At 60.3% G+C, this 20,331-nt stretch carries 19 protein-coding genes and 1 pseudogene; 6 read left to right on the top strand and 14 right to left on the bottom strand.

Annotated features, from left to right (window positions below; all coding sequences use genetic code 11):
* Positions 1–94: 94 nt before the first annotated feature.
* From ACNI3Q_RS06825 to ACNI3Q_RS06835, 3 genes are read right to left on the bottom strand one after another with little or no spacing between them, the layout of a single operon-like run.
* Complete coding sequence (locus ACNI3Q_RS06825; protein WP_426275135.1) at positions 95–745, bottom strand: cysteine hydrolase family protein; 651 nt, start codon at positions 743–745, stop codon at positions 95–97.
* Positions 738–1,868 (bottom strand): LLM class flavin-dependent oxidoreductase, encoded by a 1,131-nt coding sequence (locus tag ACNI3Q_RS06830; RefSeq protein ID WP_426275137.1) that lies wholly within the window; start codon positions 1,866–1,868, stop codon positions 738–740. The genes ACNI3Q_RS06825 and ACNI3Q_RS06830 overlap by 8 nt, the downstream gene beginning before the upstream one ends.
* 57 nt (positions 1,869–1,925) lie before the next feature.
* The gene (locus tag ACNI3Q_RS06835; RefSeq protein ID WP_426275139.1) at positions 1,926–2,861 is read right to left on the bottom strand and encodes a ribokinase; all 936 of its coding nucleotides are present in this window, start codon (positions 2,859–2,861) and stop codon (positions 1,926–1,928) included.
* A 129-nt stretch (positions 2,862–2,990) separates the two neighbouring features.
* On the opposite strand from ACNI3Q_RS06835, the gene ACNI3Q_RS06840 reads away from it, so the two are divergent.
* The 3 genes from ACNI3Q_RS06840 to ACNI3Q_RS06850 are packed head-to-tail and all read left to right on the top strand — an operon-like array spanning position 2,991 to position 5,319.
* Positions 2,991–3,851: an oxidoreductase gene (locus ACNI3Q_RS06840; protein WP_426275141.1), complete on the top strand. Its 861-nt coding sequence runs from the start codon at positions 2,991–2,993 to the stop codon at positions 3,849–3,851.
* Positions 3,852–3,875: 24 nt separating this feature from the next.
* On the top strand, positions 3,876–4,688 hold the full coding sequence (locus tag ACNI3Q_RS06845) for a TauD/TfdA dioxygenase family protein (RefSeq protein ID WP_426275143.1): 813 nt from the start codon (positions 3,876–3,878) through the stop codon (positions 4,686–4,688).
* Positions 4,689–4,716: 28 nt separating this feature from the next.
* On the top strand, positions 4,717–5,319 hold the full coding sequence (locus ACNI3Q_RS06850; protein ID WP_426275145.1) for a nitroreductase family protein: 603 nt from the start codon (positions 4,717–4,719) through the stop codon (positions 5,317–5,319).
* Between the two features lie 24 nt (positions 5,320–5,343).
* Here ACNI3Q_RS06850 and ACNI3Q_RS06855 read toward each other — a convergent pair whose 3' ends face one another.
* Together ACNI3Q_RS06855 and ACNI3Q_RS06860 are read right to left on the bottom strand one after the other, a co-directional pair.
* On the bottom strand, positions 5,344–6,423 hold the full coding sequence (locus ACNI3Q_RS06855; RefSeq protein ID WP_426275147.1) for a TauD/TfdA family dioxygenase: 1,080 nt from the start codon (positions 6,421–6,423) through the stop codon (positions 5,344–5,346).
* A gap of 810 nt (positions 6,424–7,233) precedes the next feature.
* Positions 7,234–7,341, bottom strand: a pseudogene (locus ACNI3Q_RS06860) (transposase); the annotation flags it as partial.
* Positions 7,342–7,544: 203 nt separating this feature from the next.
* Between ACNI3Q_RS06860 and ACNI3Q_RS06865 the strand changes: the two are divergent.
* Positions 7,545–7,691 (top strand): hypothetical protein, encoded by a 147-nt coding sequence (locus ACNI3Q_RS06865; RefSeq protein ID WP_426275149.1) that lies wholly within the window; start codon positions 7,545–7,547, stop codon positions 7,689–7,691.
* A gap of 291 nt (positions 7,692–7,982) precedes the next feature.
* Here the strand turns inward: ACNI3Q_RS06865 and ACNI3Q_RS06870 are convergent, their stop codons facing one another.
* Entirely contained in the window at positions 7,983–8,363 is a 381-nt protein-coding gene (locus tag ACNI3Q_RS06870; protein ID WP_426275151.1) for a Rossmann-fold NAD(P)-binding domain-containing protein, read from the bottom strand.
* A gap of 825 nt (positions 8,364–9,188) precedes the next feature.
* On the opposite strand from ACNI3Q_RS06870, the gene ACNI3Q_RS06875 reads away from it, so the two are divergent.
* A complete protein-coding gene (locus ACNI3Q_RS06875) occupies positions 9,189–9,983 on the top strand; it encodes a restriction endonuclease (protein ID WP_426275153.1) in 795 nt (264 codons plus the stop codon).
* Between the two features lie 15 nt (positions 9,984–9,998).
* Here the strand turns inward: ACNI3Q_RS06875 and ACNI3Q_RS06880 are convergent, their stop codons facing one another.
* Entirely contained in the window at positions 9,999–11,012 is a 1,014-nt protein-coding gene (locus ACNI3Q_RS06880; protein ID WP_426275155.1) for a hypothetical protein, read from the bottom strand.
* Positions 11,013–11,582: 570 nt separating this feature from the next.
* Here ACNI3Q_RS06880 and ACNI3Q_RS06885 point away from each other — a divergent pair.
* A complete protein-coding gene (locus ACNI3Q_RS06885; RefSeq protein WP_426275157.1) occupies positions 11,583–13,316 on the top strand; it encodes a protein kinase family protein in 1,734 nt (577 codons plus the stop codon).
* A gap of 283 nt (positions 13,317–13,599) precedes the next feature.
* Here the strand turns inward: ACNI3Q_RS06885 and ACNI3Q_RS06890 are convergent, their stop codons facing one another.
* From ACNI3Q_RS06890 to ACNI3Q_RS06920, 7 genes are all read right to left on the bottom strand, one after another.
* Positions 13,600–14,502, bottom strand: coding sequence for an alpha/beta hydrolase (locus tag ACNI3Q_RS06890; RefSeq protein ID WP_426275159.1), 903 nt, complete (start codon positions 14,500–14,502; stop codon positions 13,600–13,602).
* 92 nt (positions 14,503–14,594) lie between these two features.
* On the bottom strand, positions 14,595–15,575 hold the full coding sequence (locus ACNI3Q_RS06895) for a helix-turn-helix transcriptional regulator (protein WP_426275161.1): 981 nt from the start codon (positions 15,573–15,575) through the stop codon (positions 14,595–14,597).
* 107 nt (positions 15,576–15,682) lie between these two features.
* Positions 15,683–16,234 (bottom strand): PIN domain-containing protein, encoded by a 552-nt coding sequence (locus ACNI3Q_RS06900; RefSeq protein ID WP_426275163.1) that lies wholly within the window; start codon positions 16,232–16,234, stop codon positions 15,683–15,685.
* A gap of 23 nt (positions 16,235–16,257) precedes the next feature.
* Positions 16,258–16,752 carry a helix-turn-helix domain-containing protein gene (locus ACNI3Q_RS06905; RefSeq protein ID WP_426275165.1) on the bottom strand — a complete coding sequence of 165 codons (495 nt, stop codon included), beginning with the start codon at positions 16,750–16,752 and terminating at the stop codon, positions 16,258–16,260.
* Positions 16,753–17,101: 349 nt separating this feature from the next.
* Positions 17,102–17,896, bottom strand: coding sequence for an endonuclease/exonuclease/phosphatase family protein (locus ACNI3Q_RS06910; protein WP_426275167.1), 795 nt, complete (start codon positions 17,894–17,896; stop codon positions 17,102–17,104).
* A 14-nt stretch (positions 17,897–17,910) separates the two neighbouring features.
* The gene (locus ACNI3Q_RS06915) at positions 17,911–18,657 is read right to left on the bottom strand and encodes a hypothetical protein (protein ID WP_426275169.1); all 747 of its coding nucleotides are present in this window, start codon (positions 18,655–18,657) and stop codon (positions 17,911–17,913) included.
* On the bottom strand, positions 18,654–19,994 hold the full coding sequence (locus ACNI3Q_RS06920; RefSeq protein ID WP_426275171.1) for a metal-dependent hydrolase family protein: 1,341 nt from the start codon (positions 19,992–19,994) through the stop codon (positions 18,654–18,656). Before ACNI3Q_RS06920 ends, ACNI3Q_RS06915 begins: the two co-directional genes overlap by 4 nt.
* Positions 19,995–20,331 lie beyond the last annotated feature (337 nt).

Consider the following 20,331-nt stretch of genomic DNA (forward strand, 5'->3'; position numbering starts at 1 on the left):
TCATTCCAATAAAAGGTTCAGGCCCGACAGACCGAACGGGCCAAGCGACCCGGATAAGGCGGCAGGGGGTTTGGATGCAGCTGCACGAGCAAGTTCAACGCCACGCGCGAAGCACGTTGCTGGCAGTCACCAGCAAGGCGCAATTCTTGTGCAGGATGGTGAGCGCGCTGGCGTGGAGCGTCGGATCATAGGCGGCCGTGGCGTCGGACACGATGAAAACGTGATAGCCGTGATGAAACGCTGCGCGTGCGGTCTGATCGACACAGCAATCAGTACTGAACCCGGTCATGACAAGGGTTTCAACGCCGCGGGCGCGAAGTTGGGCATCGAGGTCGGTGCCGTGGAAGCTGTCATAGAGCAGCTTGTCGATTTCGACGTCTCCCGGTTCGGGTGTCACGCCGAAATAATCCGCGCCGCCATCCTCGATCCGGCAGATTGCCTCGCCCCCCGGCATCCCCTTGCGCAGCATCAGTGTCTTCAGCGCATCGGAATCGGTTTCGGGCCGCGTCACGACCCGCATGAAGGCAATCGTGGCCCCGGCGGTGCGGGCGGCGGCGATCAGCGCCTGGATGTTGGCAAGCGCGGGCGGGACGCTCGACAGGTCCACACCCACCCGGCCGAGCAGACCGTGGGGCGATGCAAAATCCGTCTGCACATCGACGACGACCAGCGCAGTCGTGGCCGGATCCAGCATGGGGGCCAGTGCTTCTGGTTCGACATGGGGCAGGATGTCGGCCTCAGCCATGCGCAAGTTCGCTCATGCGCGCTGGAAACCGCTCGCGTAGTTTCGGCAGCACTTCCTGGCCGAACAGGGGGATGCCCGTGAGATAATCCGGAAAGATCAGCATCAGGCCGTCAGTGCCCGAGATCTCGAACAGTTCGGACAGCCTGTCGGTAACGGTCTCGGGCGTCCCCAGCACATAGGGCGCCATGAAGGTCGACCGCGCCTTTTGGACAAAGGCGTTTTCCTTGCCGCCCTGCTCGGTGTCGAAAAAGCCATAGGCGCGCAGCATTCCCTGCAAGGCCTGCTCGTCGAGGCCCGCCCTAAAATGGTCCGCAGTCGCCTGCGCCTCGGCATCGGTATCGCCAAAGACAATCGCCATCATAGAATAGGTCCGCATATAGCGGCCCTTGGCAGCAGCCGCGTCCTTGGCTGCGCGGCTGCCCTCGCCCAAACCGACCGGATCGCCGCCCGAAAGGAAGATGGCGTCCATTTCATCGGCGGTGAACTGCATGCCCTTGGCCGATGTCCCCGCGCAGACCGTGAACGGTGCCTTGTCCGGCTTCGGCCAGGATGTTGCATTGTCGAGCTGGAAATATTTGCCGTCCATCGTCACCGATGGTTCGGTCCACAGCCGCTTGATCGCGCGGATCCACTCATAGGCAAGGTCGTAGCGACCATCATGATCGACGCCTTCCGGCCAGGCGCCGAACTGGGCAAATTCGCCACGATAGGAGCCTGTAACCAGATTAAGCCCGGCGCGGCCCTGGCTGATCTGGTCGAGCGTGGCGAGCATCTTGGCCGCCACGCCAGGATTTTGCAGGATGGTGTGGATCGTGGCCCAAATCTTGACCCGGCTCGTCGCCTCGGCGAGCGCTGCCATCAACAGCACGGAATCCAGCGAGCTTTCCCAGTGCCGGATCTCGCCGCCATAGCCTTTGAACTTTGCCATCGCCATGACGAAGTCGAGTCCTGCGGCCTCTGCAGCAAGAGCGACCCGCCGGTTATACTCATAGGATCCATCGAGCGGCGGGGCGTTTTTTGACATGATCCAGCCCCCGTTCGCCATGGGCAGGAATATACCGAGGTCCTTGCCCCCGGTGTCGGATGGTAGGTCGAACGCCTCGGGGCGGGGCAGCTGCGTCATTCAATCCCTCCGCTGAACACCGCCAGTCTAGGCACGGCGCGGAACGATACTTGATCGTCAGCGCATATTCTGTTGGTCAGGTCGGGTGGCGGCGCCGGCCAGCACTGCCTCGACGGCTGCCCGGTGCGGCATTGCCGGGATGGCGCCAACGCCAAGGGTGCACATTGCCGCCGCTGTATTGGCGAGCGTCAACGCGTTGTCGAGCGACGCGCCGGCTGCCAGTTGCGCGGCAAGCGCGCCGCAAAAACAATCCCCCGCCCCAACAGTGTCGCGGGGGATCACGGGCAGTGGGGCAACAGGGTGATAGCTCTTGTTCGTCACGGCGATGGCCCCCAGCGCCCCCAACGTCACGATGATCGTTTGTTCCGTGCGGCTCAATAGACTGCGAGCGCTGTCGACGATTGCCGTGCGCTCGGTGATGGTGCCATGTCCGGCATAACCTGCCAATTCATGCTCGTTCACGATCACGATGTCGGCGTGTGGGAACAGGCGAACGGCATCCGGCACGAACGGAGCGGCGTTGAGCAGTCGCAGTGCGGCAGCGCCAGCGAACCGGTCCTCGATCACTGCCATCGGGATTTCGAGCTGGGCAAGAACGACCGAGGCATCAACCGTTTTGCTGGACGTCAGCATGGCATTGGCACCGGGGCTGACGATGATCTGGTTTTCGCCCTTGGCATCGACGGCGATGAACGCGGCGCCGGTCGGCGCGGTCTTGATCGTGCCGATCCCATCGATATCGACACCCTCGTCTGACAAGATCTGGCGCATCCACGTGCCCTCGCCATCCATGCCGGTCGCGCCGGTCATGGCGACCTGCGCGCCCATCCGGGCGGCGGCAACCGCCTGATTGGCGCCCTTGCCTCCCGGCAGCCGATGAATGGTTTGAGCCAGCACGGTGTCGCCCGGCTGGGGCAGTCGCTCGACCGACAGAAGATGGTCGACATTAATCGACCCCAGGACCTGGATATCAACGGGCATCCTTCCCTCCATACATTCCGATCAGCAAGCCCAGCCGACGCCGAGGCGCAAGCACGACGAGCGCGCGTGCGCCGGTGGCCAAGTTTTCCTGGCAGGGCCGCCAAGCCTGCAGGCTTGGTGAACCCTATCGGTTGATCGCAAATGACGGGGCTGAATGTGTCGAACTGGTTGATCACGGGGGTAGGGCGCGGCCTCGGCCACTCGCTGGCGCGCGCCGCCCTGGAACGCGGGGATTATGTGGTCGGGACCGTTCGGACCGATGCTGATCGCCGACGGTTCGAGGCCATGGCGCCTGGCCGTGCCCATGCATTGATCGTCGACCTTGGGGATCACCACTCGATCCCCGCAGCAGTCGCCACCGCCGAAGCGTTGCTGGGCCGCATCGACCTGCTGGTCAGCAATGCGGGCTATGGCATGGTCGGCGCGATCGAGGAAACCGGCATTGCCGAAGCCCGGGCCCTGATGGACGTCAATCTGTTCGGGGCAGTGGCCTTGATCCAGGCTGCTCTGCCAGCAATGCGGGAGCGGCGCAGCGGCCACATCGTCATCATTACCTCGCTCAGCGGCTTTGCTCCATGGTGGGGTACCGGCATCTATGGGGCGAGCAAATATGCGCTGGAGTGCATCGGCCAGACCCTGGCCCAGGAACTAGCGCCGCTCGGCATCGCGGTGACGAATGTCGCACCCGGCGGGATGCGAACCGCATTTGCCGGCGACAGCCTCGTCGAGGCGAGCGGGCGGATTGCGGACTATGACACTGGCGCGCGGCAATCGAGGCAGAGCCTGATGGCGGGGCATCGGCATGAGGCTGGCGATCCCGATCGCTGCGCAGCGGCCATTTTGGCAGCGCTTGGCGCCGATCTGCCGCCGCGACACCTGTTTCTTGGCGAGGATGCGCTGCGGCATGCCCGGGAGCATTTCGTGATGCTGGAAACCGAGATGAAGCAATGGGAAGCCCTGTCGCTGTCGACTGCCCATGCCGACCGCATGGCAACCTCCTGACCTCAGTAACGGACCCTATCAGTTATGACTGCACCGTTCCGGATTGAGCCGCTGACCCCGCATATGGGGGCTGAACTGCTGGACATTGACCTGATGCAGCCGATTGGCGAGGAAACTGCCGACATGCTGCGCCAGGCGCTGACGGAACACCTGGTGCTGTTCTTTCGGGACCAGGCGATCGATTTCGAGGCACATAAGGCCTTGGCGCGGGTGTTCGGCGATATTCATGTCGCGCCGGCATCGGCAGCATGGGCGGTGCCCGGCCATCCCGAAGTCGTTCGGATCCATGCCGATGCCCAGTCAAAATTCGTGGCTGGCGAGGACTGGCATTCGGACATGACCTGTGACCCTGAACCGCCGCTGGGATCGATCCTTCACATGGCGGTGGTGCCGCCGACCGGCGGGGATACGGCGTTTTCAAACATGTTTCTTGCCTATGACGGGCTTTCGGACCGGATGAAGGGGATGCTGGAGGGACTGACCGCAACGCATGATGCGGCACGGGTCTTTGGTGCCATCGCCCCGCCCGGCACGCAGTTCAACATCTCTTCGCATCCCGTGGTGCGCACCCATCCTGTCAGTGGCCGCAAGGCAATTTTCGTCAACAAGCAGTTCACGGCGAAGATCGACGGGTTGCCCAAGGATGAGGCCGAAGCCCTGCTGGGCTTCCTTGTCCGACATGTGCAGCGGCCGGAATATCAATGCCGGTTCCGCTGGCGGACCAATTCGATTGCCTTCTGGGACAACCGGGCTGTCCAGCATTCGGCAATCTGGGACTATTTTCCCCAGACCCGGTCCGGTTATCGCGTGACCATCAAGGGCGATCGGCCGTTTTGACCTTGAAAACCTGATTTGGAGAATGCCGATGAGCGGTTCCGACGTGCGGACGCCTGCCTATCCTGTCGACGCCTTGTTCACTGACCGCTGGTCCCCGCGCGCCTTTGACGGCAGCGCCCTCGCACCCGATCTGCTCATGACGCTGTTCGAGGCGGCTCGATGGGCGCCATCTGCCTATAATGGCCAGCCTTGGCGCTTCATCTATGCCTTGCGCGATACGCCGGCATGGTCGCTGCTGCTGGATACACTGATCCCGTTCAATCAGGGCTGGGCATCCAGTGCTTCGGCGCTGATCTATATCGTTTCCGATGGCTGGACCCGAGATGCCGACGGCACGGCAACGTCTCCATCCTATAGTCATTCATTCGACACTGGCGCTGCCTGGGCCCAGCTTGCGCTCCAGGCTGTCCGATCAGGCCTGTTCGCGCATGGCATGACGGGCTTTGACGAGGCGAGGGCGCGGGGTGCCCTTCAATTGCCCGATGAATACCGGATCGAGGCAGCGGCGGCGATCGGCCGGATCGGTGACCCATCGGATTTGCCGGAAGGGCTCCGAAGCCGCGAACTCCCGAGCAGCCGCAAGCCGCTCAGCGACCTGGTTTACCGCGATGCATTCGGGCGCAGTGCCTGAATGCATTGCTGCCTAGCCTCTGGATCAAGCGATCAGGCGTGGTACGGCAGCGGTAGCAATATCGAAGCGCGCTTCCGGATGTTCGGCGGTGCCCTTCCTGGGCGCGGAACGGTGCTGGACCACGCCATTCTTGCCAAAATCGGGGACCACCGGGCGATCGGTCTTGCTGCTCAGCCAGAGGCGAAGGAGGTGTCGGCGGCGCTGGGGTTCGGGCCAGTCGGTGAACGCCGTGCGGGCGTGAAGCGCGGCATAGTTGGAAAGCCATTGGATGTCGCCGGGACGAAAATCCATTTCGATTGCCATGCCAGGCTCGTAGGTGATCTCGTCGAACAGCTGCAGGACCTCGACCTGGTCAGCGGTCAGCTGCGGCACGCCAGGATATTCCTGGGCGGTCAGGATGTAGAGTGAGCCGGCATACATGCTGAACACGCCATCCTTCATTGAAATGACCGGAGATGTGTAAGTCAGCTCAGGCGATTCGGTGTCCTGTCGGCGCCAGTCCCAGTGGAACGGCTCAAGCAGAAGGGGGGCAAGATCGGGTCGGCGGCGAAGGATCTCATTGTAGATCTCCGCACCGGACACGAGGCAGGATAAGCCGCCCTTCCGAGCCGGTCGCAGGCACATCAGAGCGACAATATCCGAGCTGTCGGAATGGTAGACGAGCTTGTCGCGCACCTTGGAGGAGCGCGCGGTCGGATCGTCCATCGTTTTGTCCGATGTCGCATAAACATGGTCGATCAAGTCGCCCATCTCGTTCTGACGAATAGGGTCACCCATATGCAGGCCGAGGATGTAGTAGATCGCTGCTGACAGAGCATCAGAATAAAGATGGGTCCGCAGGCCGCGGACCAGCACGAAGCCCCTTCCGAAATCGACGGTTTGTCGCCAAGCCTCGACAGCGTCCAAGGTTAGATTCAAGGGATAATCGGACGCATGAACCCATCGCAAATCAGGGTCTTGTTCAACAAACCGACTGCCTAGTTCTTCCAGTTCTTCAAGCTGGTCGGCTGAAAGTTCGTAAATCCAGTCTTCTCGGTCCGAGAGACGGTCGCCGCGCCAAGCTGGATCACCGGAAACAGGCTTCAACAGATCGGTCACGCTCATGAGGGCCACTCCCAAGGTTCTGCTTGTCGACTGTCATAGGCAAAAGCTGCGGCGTGAACTTGTCGTCTGGTGCACGATCCATTGTGAATTGCTGCGTGCCTGCGGGAGGTCTGTTAGATTAGGGGAATATGGCGGCAGCGTGGAAGGCAATACCGCTGCGCGGGCCGATAGCTGGCTGCGGGTTATCGCCTTCCTCAGGCGCGCATTGATTGATAGCTGAACGCCCTCGGCATGACTGATCATTTTCCAGGCACGCCCGTTTCAGATCGATCAGAGCAGCCAGTCATCTCCCCACCCAATTGCTACCATTCACAGCTACCTTGGCGAGCGGCAGCTATCGGGACCGCGGGCCACCCGCCTGAATGGTCCTGATTAGGGCGCTTTGCCGACTAGCTGGTTCTTGCAATTGCAGATAGGCCGCTAATGGGCCGTTTGAGGAATGGCAGGTCTTGGCTGAGAACGGTGCAAAGCTGACCGTCAGTTGTCAGGCGACCGCCGCTGACGGTTCAATGTCTGCGACTGGGTGGGAAGCTGCCGTTTGCAGTGTCAAAAAGTACTTCAGCGGCCATTATTCCACCACCAGAAAGTTGCCTTGACCAATGGGCCGCCCCTGCCCTGCCGATGCAGCGCGAAGCCGATCGTCCATAGAGCCCCAACAATTGTCAGAGGGAACAGTACGAACACGATGTCGATCAACGCTTTCTCCCAATCTAGCTTTTGAGGCTAGCGCTGTTTGGGAGCTACAGGCTCCACGGTATAGCTGCAACTGGGGCGGAACCTGAAGGGCCCCTTTTCCGCCAGCATCGCGATTTCCTGCACGTCCAAATCACGAGCAGCCTGCGCAACCGCGACACCGCGCTCGCGCACGAACCTCACCGCCTCAAGCTTGAACTCGCGGCTGAACTTCCTTCGTTGCATCGTGGACCTCCGATAGGTGGAAACATCCTATCTCGGTGTCCACCAAACCGGCGGCAGGCCAGTTCGTCACCGCCCATGACGAACGGCGGGAATTTGGGCGCTTAGTTGCCGGGCCAGCAAGCCTGCAGTCCAACGGCAGCTAGCAACCCTGTAGCGGACATTCAAAATGTTCGCTAAAGTTGTCTCGTTAAAGGTGTTGGACGATGGACGACTGGATTACCGCCGGTATCGGCGCATGGCTCGGTAACACGATGTTTGGATCGTGGTTCAAGCGTCATCCGACTGCCGCGCGGATTATCTTTATCAGCGGCACACTTGCTGCCATTGCGGTATTGATCGTTCTAAACTGAGTGGCAGCTTTCCACCCAAATGCAGCCATTTCAAACAGCACCGATGGAACGACAGGTTTCGGGGCTGGCGTAAATCTGTTCGAATAACCGCTTTTGGGGCGCAACGTAGACTTAAACGCTACAGCTGGGCACCCGCCGCTAATTCAACGTTAGTCGGGTGGATTAACGGTCGCGCCGCGCGTTTCAGGAATGGCTCTACCTTCGCGGTTGATGCAGGCTTCGACGCGTGAGATCTGCACCTATGAATGGCGGGGCCGACACTAGTCAGCCCGCCATCTTTCACACAGACGGCTAAATGAAATAATCCCCGGAAAGCAGATTGGTCAGCAGATCGACCTGCTCCGGCCGCCAGCCCAGCATCGCGCGGGTTTGCGCACTGGATGCAGGTGTGTCCATGGCTGCGAACGCTGCGAACCAGCCGAAATGCCTTGCTGCTTCGTCTGCGGAAATCGACCGTACCGGCAACCCGAGTTGCCGGCCAATCGCCTCCGCGATCGTGCGGAACGCGACCTGTTCTTCGGCGACCGCGTGGTATGCCCGCGATGTCGCACCGTGCTCCAGCGCCAGCCGATAGACACGCGCCGCATCGAGCCGGTGCACTGCCGTCCAGCGGTTCTCGCCGGCACCGATGAAGGCCGAAACGCCTTTCTCGCGAGCGATCGCGGCCAGCATCGGAACGAAGCCGCGATCCCCAGGGCCATGCACGGACGGAGGCAGGCGGACGACAGCGGCGCGACAATGCCGGCGGCAAGCTCTGGCAATGCGCCGGCGCGCGCGTTCGCATCTACGGAGCTGAAGAGCCCAACGACTTCCAGCGGCGAGACGTACCGTTCTTCCGCGTCTACCAGCGCGTCGCGCTTCACCGGCGACTACACACCAAGTGCGACTCGCAAGACGAAGCGGACCAGGAAATCGCGCACCGGACGTAAGTCCCGGAGCTACGCCCCGGGCGGATGCCCTTGCTCTGGTGGCACCGTCTGTATCGGGCCGCGCGGCGGGCGCTATTGCATCACCAGCGGCGGAAACAAACGCTACGGGGTCTAAGTGCGATGTCTGCAACATTCGCTCTCCACACAGTGAACCTTTCGCGGCAGACTGAACGAACGACCGCTTTTAGGATTCGCCAGCCAGGGCTGAATGACTGATATTGGGGCGCATTCCCGACCGGCAGCTGAAGATGAAACCAGTCCCGCAGCTTTTGGGCCGGTAGCGGCCCGTCTGCTTTCATGCGCGAGAATGCGAGAAGCAGACGTTCAATCCGCCATGAGGTCCAACGTGAGCTTCCGACCAAGTCTGGTCATTCCTGAGCTCGTTGCGCAACGACTGTTCTGAACGTGAGCTGCCATCAGAGCCGCGGCAAGAGCGGCAAGTTAAGGGTGTGCGACGTCCTTCACTCGTAGTCACCCGACCCGCATTCACCTCGCTACCATAGATCGATTCTTCGACAGAGGTCACGCAACATGGTTGTAATGTGCGAGACATTCGGGAGGCTTTGCGATGTCGGTTTGGGATTATGCGCAGTGTGCTTATGAATTGATCGAAAGGGCCTACCTCGTTGACGCGTGCCCGTTTTGCCGCGCGCGGCTCAAGAAACTCGATCCTGAAACGGACGATGGGCGCCTCGGCTATTTCACGAAGGTGTGGGTCGGCATCTGCCAAATCTGCGGGTGGTGGAATGCGCGGGGCGAAGCCAGGGAGCGGATCGACCACTATTCGACCGCCGTGTATGAGCTAGGGTCATTCGGAGTTCTCAAGAAACTCGACCTCACCAACGTCGAGACGCCATTGCAGGAGGTCCGAGACTATCTGACAGCCAAATATGAGGACCGGCTGCAGATGAATCCGCGCCTTTTCGAGCTGACGGTGGGAAGCGTCTTCGCGGATCATGGCTATGTCGCCGAGGTGACCGCCTATTCAGGCGACGGCGGAATCGATGTCATTCTGTCTGCCGGCGAGAAGCGGATCGGCGTTCAGGTCAAACGATGGAAGAACAAGGTCGAGGCGACCCAGATACACAGCCTGATGGGCGCGATGATCATTGCTGGGTTCACCAAGGGAATGTTCGTCACGACATCGTCGTTCCGCTCGGGCGCCGTCGAGGACGCGGGCCGCTTCAGCGCCCTCGGCATGCCCATCGAATTGCTGGATGCCCCGAGATTTTTCGACGCGCTCAGGATCTCGCAGACCAAGGTGGATCGCTCCAAGGGCGAGTGGATCACAAAAATCAGGCCGCATTTGCGAAAGCTTGGCTCGTTCACCGACGTCGATAAAGGCAGCTTTTACGAGGATTAATCGAAGCGGCACGATCTAATCCTCGTCCGGCATGCTCCAAGGCTCCATGGTATAGTGGTCCGTGTAGAGAAAGGCTGGCAGAAGATCGAGCGTGAACTCCGTCCAACTGTAGCCCTTGGACCGCATCCCGCCAGCAATTTTGGGGTAATTGTCAAAGAGGATCTGATTGTAGGCGGGCTTAAAATTGTGGATGAGGAACGCCTCAAGTTCGCGCGTCAGGGCCTCATCGCCGAGCTGTACCGGCGAAGTATGCTGAAAGCGCTCCAACGCTTCTTCCTCAAGTTTCAGCTTATGAATGATCGGATTGGGGCCGGCCATGGGATGGTCGGGACCACCTCCGATCATTGGCATATCGTCGAGCCCGGTGACCTGCAGGATGATAAGCGAAATCTCAAATGGGGCACGCGCCTCCGGTGCCCGGCCTACCTCGCGCTCCCGGGTCAGGATGCGCTGCAGCTTCTTGTGGCCGGTTAGACGGTCCCAGACTTTCTGCGAGAAGTTCTGGCCGATATAATGGACCTTGAAGTCGAGGAAGGCGAACGGGTTGCCCCCCTCAGCGATCTCGACGACCAAATTCTTGACCAACATCTCGTAAAGCAGCTTCTGGGGGCTCCACCAAAGAATGAAGTCACCGTTCTCGCGATACAGCTTGAACGCGCCGACATTGCGGAATGGCTGCACATCGCCAGGTTCGTCCGAGTGGAAGCCGACCTCGATATCAACCGTCTCGCCAACCTTACCGATATCGTTGGTGACGAGGTTTATCCGACATACCAGCGGCGGATTTTGGCCATCAGCGATCTCGAAATGGACGAAGGTGTCGTCAATCACGACATTGTCGAAATAGGTCAGCGGTCGCTGGACAATGAGATAGATTGTGGAATCGTTCCACCGCTCTCGGATGACCTTCTCCTCTTGGAGCACATCGAACTCGTAGGCGGAGACGATCGGATAGGTCGTGCTGGCGATGACGTGTGCGAACCGCATCGCCGGAATCGTGTCGTCAGGCTGCGCATCGGTTTCGATCATCGGTGCACCATATCAGACGGCGCATTTTTCAATAGCCGCTGCACACAGAAATGCGGTTCCGATGATGGCCATTGCTGCCGTTCTGCGGTGCCGGTCGGGCAAACTCCAGATGTCGGCTCCTGACAAAGACCGCCATTCGACACATCTCTTAGAACGGCGGCAAAGTCCCAAAGCCGGTCGTTCTGCGCGTGGCGCGACGACAATGAACGTACGGCTGCTTCCGGGTTGGTTGATCGCGTCGCTAAACGGCGACAATTGGGGCGCTTTGCTGCCTGACCAGTTTGCCAATAGCGTTCCGATAATTCATGTGCAGGAACCTGACTGTAAGGTTCCCCGTTACGAGAAGTGGAAAGCTGCCGCCCAAACCCGCAGCAGCCTGCGCAGATCTTGATCAGAAATGAGTTGTTCCATCTTGCCGACATGCGCACATTTGCTGAAGATCAAGCTTAGGCGTTGTGACCGGATATGATCGAATTGCTGTAGGAGAGCTGTGGCTTAACGTGCTCATGCCACGAAGCGCCTGACGGGGAACATGCAAGCCACACGTCTGGAAGTAAAAGGGGGGACACGATGCGCGTCATGGGAATAATAACTGCAGCATGCGCCATTGTGATGTCGCTACTGCTTACGCCATCGCCCTCCTATGCTCAGGCTAAGTGCAAGAAACTGGGAAAGCCGAAGATCGAACACCAAGTCGATGTCCCGCGTGAGCCGGACAGCGACGAGCTTGTCCGCCTCCAGCTTGTCAGTGAATATTGCCAGGGCGTAAGCAGCTATAAGCGCTGGCGGGTGCTCGATGTGTCTGGCAAGCTGCTGCACCAAGCAGATGGGGAGATTATTCCGCTGTCAGCGAAGCACGGGATTGCGAAACTGGATTTCGGCAAGCCGGCCCTGGTGATGTTTGGCAAGAAGCCTGGACCTGCACTGCCACTGTCGGGGCCAACCTTGGAGCAAGCGCTGTATCCGGGTCAGACCGGGAATGTAATGGCAACGAATCCACCGGTTGTGATGCCGCTGGTAATTGCAATAGCACCGATCAAGCCCGGCGATTCCACAACAGTGAATGCTACGATTTTTTCGGGCCACAGTTACCAGCCGAAGGTCGTGGAAGGCGTTGGCGGCAAGGCGGTATTCGGCACTGACCGTTTTGGGCAGGATTTTCGGGGCGCCTCGATTTATGATGGTAGGACACAGGAACAGCTGAGGGATCTCCTGTTTCCGCAAATCGGCGGAATGGTGTTCCAGAACATGACCGCGCCCGACGGATCGGCGATTTCCGTGCCGCTTAACAGCGCCGGCGATCCGGCAGGCACGGCGGTTGGGCTTATTGAACTCGTCCGAACAGTTACCATCCGGGCGTTTAGCCCTACGCCCCCCACGACCCTCCTCGTGAGCCGTATGATGCCAATGGGCCCCGGATTTCCCAATTCCTGGCTATACACCCCGATCGACAGACAGGGTCAGTTGATTCCGATGCCCGAAGACGTAATCGGCCTGACGCTATTGCGGTCGGGCACGGCCAATGATCCGCCCATCTGGGGAGCGGTATATCGTGGTGCAAAGGGTTTTGAAGTCGCCCTGCCGCAATGGCACGAGGGCAAGCTGCCGCTAGCACCGCGCCCAGAGCGCTATTCTGCGCTCGCGTTTCGCGATTTCGGTCCGCGCGCGAGTAACACATTCGTGCTCGCCGGAAAGACTGCCGGCAACGATAACTGGGGCATCGTAATGTTTGGGATGTCGAGCCCTCGTGCGGGAGAGCGCAACAGTTTCGCCTCGGCGGAGCAGGCGTTTGCTGCGCACGATCAATGGCAAAAAGAATTTGCCGTACAGGCAAGGCAGTTCAACCTGCTAATGGCGCAGCAACAAGAAGCCGCGCGACTGAAGACGGTTGCCGACGCCCAGGCCCTAGCGGTCGCGACATTCGAGAAGAACTATTCGCAGCGCGGGGGAGGATGCTACGAATCCTATTACGATTTAGTCGCTCCGCTAGGCGACCCATATCTGAAGCGCTGGTACGAGAAATGTGGTATTCCGCAGCATCTATACGGTGATGCACGCAGGCTTGGGGTGTCGGCGGAGGTGTTCGCAAGGTCGGACCAGATGGCAGCCAGTCGGCGCGCCTATGAGGCCGACCTGCGCCGACGGGGTGCGAATGCCGCTGCCTTCAGCAATGCGATGGCGGCGGCGCGGCAGGCGGCAGGTGCTCCGGTTGCAGATCCCTGGGTAACTGTCCGCGTGACGGAGGGTGGGCGCACGACCACCCGGGTTATGCGGCAGAGCGAATACGACCAGCGCCGACCCTGAAGCGAAGGGTAACCCGTAATTTATAGGGAAAACCATCGTTGCGAAGTCGGCAACTGATCGTCGGCTTTCTACACATTAGCAGACATCGCTAGCCTTCTGAACGGACGGCGGCTTTCGGGCATACTCAAGCTGTTGTCGAATGGCCTCAATTGAGGCGCTTAGCGGCCAGATGCGCGACCTCTTGTATGGGCGTCTGGAAGCGACCCAAAATCGGTCGATCATGCTCGTTTCGTGGCATCAGCGTGGACCGCGTTTATCTACGAAACGAGCTTTTGATCGCTCGTCAGAGGTCAGCGACCCACTTATCGATCGATGCGGCAGTCCGGTCGAGGACCTCGGGCTGATCGTAATAGCTCAGATGCGGCGTGTCCCCGTCCCAGATGAGGGTCTTGCGCGCCGAGGGCATGGCCTCGAAGTGACGCCGGGCGGCATCGGGTAGGAAGCTGTTGTCGCTGTGGATCAGCAGATAGGGCTTGTTGAGGGTTTGAGCGGCGCTGATCGATTCATAGGGTAGCAGGTCCGCATCGCTCATCACGGCGTAGCGGTTCTCCCACAGGCCCTTGTCGGCCCAGACGTGATACCAATCCCACACGAACTTGCCCGGCATCCCGACGTTCATATCGACCTCGTCGACGGCCGCGACATAATCGATCTCGCCGGTGGCGTCGTATTTCGCCTTGGCAGCCTGGCCCTGGGCTAGGCGCGCGGCATAACCCGCTTCGGTTAGCCAGGCGATATCACCTTCATGGTCGCGGTAATGGCCCGCGAGCGTGACGCCGGCCTTCAGCATGTCGTCTTCCGCGACGGCGCGCAGCATTTCCGAACTGCCTTGGCAGATGCCAAGGCCGATCACCCGATCCGGGTTGACGCCGTGCTGGTTGCGCAGGAACGCCGTTGCGCTGATGATGTCGGCAACCTTGTGGAACGGGTTCTCCCAAGCCCGCAGTTCACCGCCGCTCTCGCCGCGATAGCGTGGGTCGAACACCAGTGCGCTATGGCCCATCGCCGCGAGCCGCCGGGCATATTGCGTCGGTGCCTGCTCCTTCTGGAACGTCATCGGCCCGATGATCACAAAGGCGGTGCTGTCGGCCCGGGCAAACAATGGGGCATAGAGATCGCCGACGAGATCGACGCCGGCCTCTGCGCTGGGGAAGCGGGCTTTGGTGATGGTGGCGACTCTGTTCATGCTGTGCTCCTCGGTCTGAAGTGACGAGATGCTTTTGCCGCGAACGATGGGGTCAGGCTTGAAGGGTGATCGGATGTTTTTGAACGATCCTGCTATCGGCCCGCGCGGAATGTCCGGGGCGTTTGTCCGGTCAGCCGCTTAAAGATGCGGCTGAAATGCGCCTGATCGGCAAAGCCACAAGCAAGCGCGATGTCCGCCATGGGGCGACCGCGTTCGCTGAGCATCCGCTTGGCCTGCTCCACCCGGTAGTCCATCACGAACTGATAAGGGCTGTCCCCGAACACTTCCTTGAAAAGCCGTGAGAAGTGGGCCGGGCTCAAGCCAGCCACGCGTGCCATCGCCTCGATGGAGATTGGCCCGCCGAACCGGTCTGCGACGAAATCGAGCACCCGCTTGTAGTGGCTGACGGTGAAGCCCCGACTGAAATCCAGCGCCTCGCTGCGCATATCGCCAAAGCGCTGGATCAACTTGACCAGGAAGATGCGGGCGAAGGATTCATACATCACCTGCGAACCGGTTGCCCGATTTCGCAAGGCGTCGAGCAGCATCGTTCCCGATTGGCAGAGATCGGCGTCAAGCGCCTGAGGAACGTCCCGCAACTGACGCCGGCCCAGCACAAGCCCGAGCTCGCTGGTCGCAAAACGGTCGAGCATGTCCGGCACGATCGTGATGACGATCACCTTCGACTTTTCATGCCAGTGCCAGCCGCTGCGGATGCCGGCAGGAGTCAGCACGATTTCGTCGGGCAGAAAGATGAAATCGCGGTGGACCGCGTCGCGCCAGTTTTCGACGCGCATCGGCGTCTCGCGCAGATTGAGCAGCAAGTGATGCTGTGAGAAGATCGCCTGCGGCATCCGGGCAGGTTCCGCCTCGAAATATTCGAGATTGAGCAATTCGGCGGCACGCGGCCGGACAATGTCGAAGCTGCGCAAGATGGCCGGCGATGGATAGACATCCTGATAACTGACCACGCGGCCGGTGCTCCCCACGCAATTCAATGCTCCAACATTGTAGCCATCGATTGGGAACAGAGACAGGGTCCCTCCGCTCTCCACCCAATTGCCGCCATCCACTGCCTACCTCGGCGAACGGTAGCTTTTGCGACAGCGCGGAACCTACCTGTATGACCGCTCCTGGGGCTCAAAGCAGCCGTCACTAGGTTGCGGCATCCATTCGGTACCTAAAGTACGTCGATGCTCTCCCTCAGCATAGACGCCAGTTTCGGAAGGCCTTTCACCTGCAAATCGAAAATGAACTCGCTGGGCGTCAAGCAAGGCTGGCGATAGGCGCGGCGCATGGTTCGCAGGGCCGCCAAGCCCTCTGATGGGTAGAGTTCGTATGTGCTCGACAAAAAGTCGTCTGCCGAGACTGCCGTAATGCCGTATTGGGCAAGCGCATCATCCGGAAAATCTCTCAGATTCTCGGTAACGATATGCTCCGCGCCGGTGCGAATGGCAGTTGCAAGGACGTGTCGGTCGTTTTCATCGGGCAGATTGAGGCTGTCTATCAAGGACTGGCCTCCCTCCACGCAACTCTCGGGGAACGCGTTGCGTATCGCCTCGAATTGAGAATCGATGCTTTCTTCCAGGTGCGGCTTGCTTGCCAGGAGATTGCGGCGCCATTCATCCAGAATTGCAGGGGACCAGCGCGCACGGAAAAGGCCCGCCTCGGCGAACCGAAGCAGGGCATCCCTTACTCGAAACGGGTAAAGGACATTGGCATCAAGCACCACGACAAAGCGATCAGCTACGCATTTCAACCGGCGTCGAACTCCTGACCAAGCCTTTGAAGCTCATCCATAGCCTGGCTTCGATCCTTGTCGCGCCTGTCTCTGAATTCAAGGACGTCGGATGCGCGAATGCGCCGATGCGAGCCAACCTTGTGAAACCCGATTTTCCCCTCATCTAGCATCGAGATGAGGAAAGGACGGGAGACATTCAGGAGATCCGCTGCCTCCTTGGTGGTGAGCTCGGCCCCATAGGGAACGAAGGTGACCATTTCGCCGCGAGCAACATGCGTCAGAACATCAAGCACAAGCTGTCCGAGCGCAGGCGGCAGCTCGACGTTGGTCTGGTCCCCATCCCTGAGAACGGAAAATGGAAGCCCGGCAGGCGTGAGCGCGGTTGCGAGCGCCCTTGCCGCCTCGGACGCTTGCTTGACTTCAGTGTCGGTGGGCGGCCGTTGAGAGAGAGCCTGGTCGCTCATAGGATCCTCCTCCATGGCTGTGGGCGCGATATACACAATCAGCATCACAAATGCAATAAGTGAAACAAACGAAATAACTGTTAATGATCCGTCGTGTTCCACGCGCTGATGGAATGGGGCCGTTGATCCGGTGCATGCGGTTCAGGGCCATCCTCAACCTGCGGCTTTCCGCAGCGTCCTCTCGGTCGCCCACTGCCTCGGACGAGATTGAAGGCATTCGCGTTGTCCCTTCGATCGGGCCTGCAAGACTAAGCCGCCGCGCTACGTCCCAGCTCGGCAATATGCTCTTCGCAGATAACCTGCACGGTGGCCTGCTGCCGGTTTGGTGGACACCGAGATAGGATGTTTCCACCTATCGGAGGTCGGCTTCAAGACAGTAACGGCGGGCAAGCTGTTAGCCGTTTTGTTGCTGGAAGGCTTCGAGCCGCGCTGGGCTGCGGCGCATGTTGAAGTCGCCAGCGAGCACCAGCGGGCTCTGCGGAGTGCTGAACTTGTCCAGAAAGTTGGCAAGCTCGGCCGACTGGGCGTTGTGCGCTGCGAGGTGCTTTTCCGGCGGTGCTTTCGAGGCGCCTTGCGCATTCATGTGAGTGGTGGCGATTTCGACCGGGTCGGGCAGGCCCGGCACTACAATCCGCACCAACAGTACCCTCTTGTTGGCGAGGCAGTCGCAGCCGGCGCAGCTGGTCGGTCCGTAAGGCTGGCTGAACTGGGCAATGATCGGATACCGAGAAGCGATGGCAAGGCCGCTGCCCATGAAGCGGATACCCCATTCGCCGCGCAAATAATTGCGTTTGCGGATCACGGGATCGCGGCTTTTCGGCAAGCCCGAGGGGGTCGGCGCGCGCGGGCCAAGGGCAAGGTTTGCAAGCGGGGTCGTTGCTGCGGTGCGCAGCGCGTCGGTAATGCAAGCCTCTTGGAAGCCGATCACGTCATGTAGCTCGCCCGCTGCTTTCATGCGCGCGAACTCCTGCGTAATCTCCGCGAGAAATGGTCGTCGACCGACCCGCGCTGGCCAAGTGAGACCTTCCAGGTTGTAGCTCATCACACTCAGCGTCACGGCCGCGGGCACTGCGGGCGGCGCCGTTAAGAGCTCCGCCCTTCGCTCCACAGGGTAGGACACGCAGCACCCTGCAGCGACAGCAAGAAACAGAGGTGCGGCGAAGCGGGCCATCGCGCGTGTCTTCATCATGCCCGGATCCGGGCTCAGAACCGGTGAGTGATGCCGAGGAGCGGGCCGGTCTGACTCCCCTCGAACCGGGTACCGCCGGTCGCGTAGTCGAGATGTAGATGACGCCAGCCTGCCGAAACGAAGAAGCGGTCGGAAGCACGATAGTTAAGCGTGCCCGTCACTTGATAGGTGAAGTCAGAGCCCAAGCCGAAACCGCCGATGTCAGCCTGGATCAGTGCTGAAAGGCGCGGTGCGACGGGGGTATTAATGCGGGTGGCGACGACTGGGTCGACGAAGGTCTTGCCTGGTGCCGCGCTGACACCGACGAGCGGCGCGGAGACCAGCCCATCAAGGTTCCACAGCCGCGCGCCCGAAAGAAGATCGATGCTGATCGTATCGCTGTCTTTGACACGCACACCGGCGAGTCCGGTTATTGCAAGCTGCGAAATCTTGCCCGAGGCGGGGACGCCCGGCGGCACCCGACCGTCGCGCGAAAGCGCCGCGTAGGAGACGTCGGCAGTCGCAACGAAACGGTCACGGCGGATCAGCGCATTGGCGAAGAATGCCGCGTCGAGGTCTTCGAGCACCTCGTCGAAGGAGTTGTCGAAGCCGATAGTCGGTGCCCCGTCGAAGGGCCGGAACTCGCCGGTTGCCCCCGCCATCCAGCCATAGACGGTGACCTGCGCGGCATTGGTCGGCTCGCGCTCTTCGGTGTCCTGTGCGGCGAGCGGCATCGCGGTGAGCGCCAGCGCGATCGTAAAGGTTCGGGCCAGCCTGCTCATAGCTTGCCTCCCTTCACGATCACCCCGTCCTTCATAATCACCACGAAGTTCTTTGCCGGGTCGCCAATCAGGTCGATATTCGTAAGTGGGTCACCTTCCACGAGGATGAGGTCCGCCAGGGCGCCCTCCGCGACTACTCCCAGTCTGCCCTGATAAGGCGTGCGCGGACCGGACAGCGCCAGCAGTTCAGCGTTCTGCGAGGTTACCAGCCGCAGCAACTCGGCCGGCGTGAAATAGGGTTTTAAGCGCAGGATATAATTGTTCTGCTGCACGTTGAGTTCTGGTTCGAACAGGAAGTCGGTCCCCCACGCAAGCTTCACCCCGAGGCGCTTGGCCATTGGCCAGACGATTCTTTGCCCCTCAATCACCGGTTGCCTTTTCTCGCGCCGCTTCGGATCCATCGCTTCGGTGGAATCCACTAGCATCTGTCCGGAAAGCCATATGCCCTGTTTGGCCATCAGCCTGAGAGTCTGCTCGTCGAGAAGGTTGCCGTGCTCGATCACCTTGACCCCCGCCTCGATCGCGCGGCGCACCGACTTGGGGTGGTATGCGTGAACAGTGACGTAGGTGTTCCAGTCCGATGCGGCGTCAACCGCGGCTTTCATTTCATCAAGCGTGTATTGCGTCACGTCGAGCGGATCGAATTCCGAACTTGTACCGCCACCTGCGGCAATCTTGATCTGGCTGGCACCCATCCTCAAGTTTTCGCGTACCGCCGTCAGCACCTCGTCACGCCCGTCGGCGATGACGCTCGCCCAAACTTCCTCGGCGTGCGACATCTTGCCCGAAAAGCGGCGCGAGGGCTCCGTCGGTCCACGCAAGTCCGCGTGGCCCGAAGTTTGTGAGATCATGGGCCCCGAGGGCCAGATACGCGGACCCTTCACCCTGCCGCTATCGATAAGCTGTTTCAGCTCGAACGAGGGGCCGCCCACGTCGCGTACCGCTGTGAAGCCACGCAGCAGCATCGCCTGCGCCTGTCCCGCCGATAGCTGCATAATCTTATCAAGCCCCATGTCGGGCGAGGCCATCTGCGCAGGAGAGAGGCTGTTGAACATCATGTGCACGTGGTTGTCGATAAGACCAGGCATCAAGGTGCGGCCGCTCCCTTCAATGACCGTGGCTTGATCGCTCTGCGGACTTGCTTGAGTTCCGATTGCGATGATCGTGTTGCCTCGGACTACGACAGTCGTCGGTGCAGTCAGGCTGTCAGACGTGCCATCAAACACCCGGACGTCACGGAAAACGACTTCCTCAACGGGTTGGGCGAGCAGCGTCGTGGCCGTGGCGGAAAGCCCAATGCAAGATAAGAATGTGATGAAACGGGTGAAGAACGTCACTTTGCTTACCCCCTGCTATGTCGCGACAGACACGATCTTGAAGCACAAAAGGATGCGCGTCGTCATCAACTTAGTTGACAGCCAAGTTAGGTTCGGCTCGGTTTCTCCAAAGGAATAAGCGGGCGAAGCAGCGTCAATAACGGCAGGGTTTTGACACAGCGCTGGTCTACGTTTTCCTGATAATGAGCAGAGTTTGCCCGATCTCGAAATCAGCACGGAGGCTGTAGGTTGATCTCGGTGTTCGCTTTAGCGATCGTGAATGGCCCGATCTGGGTCGCGAGCTGTCAGCCGCTCATTGAACTTAGTGAACCGCCCCGGGATTGTCGGAGGCTCCAAC

This window comes from Sphingomonas eleionomae (assembly GCF_049889035.1).
Taxonomy (GTDB): domain Bacteria; phylum Pseudomonadota; class Alphaproteobacteria; order Sphingomonadales; family Sphingomonadaceae; genus Sphingomonas.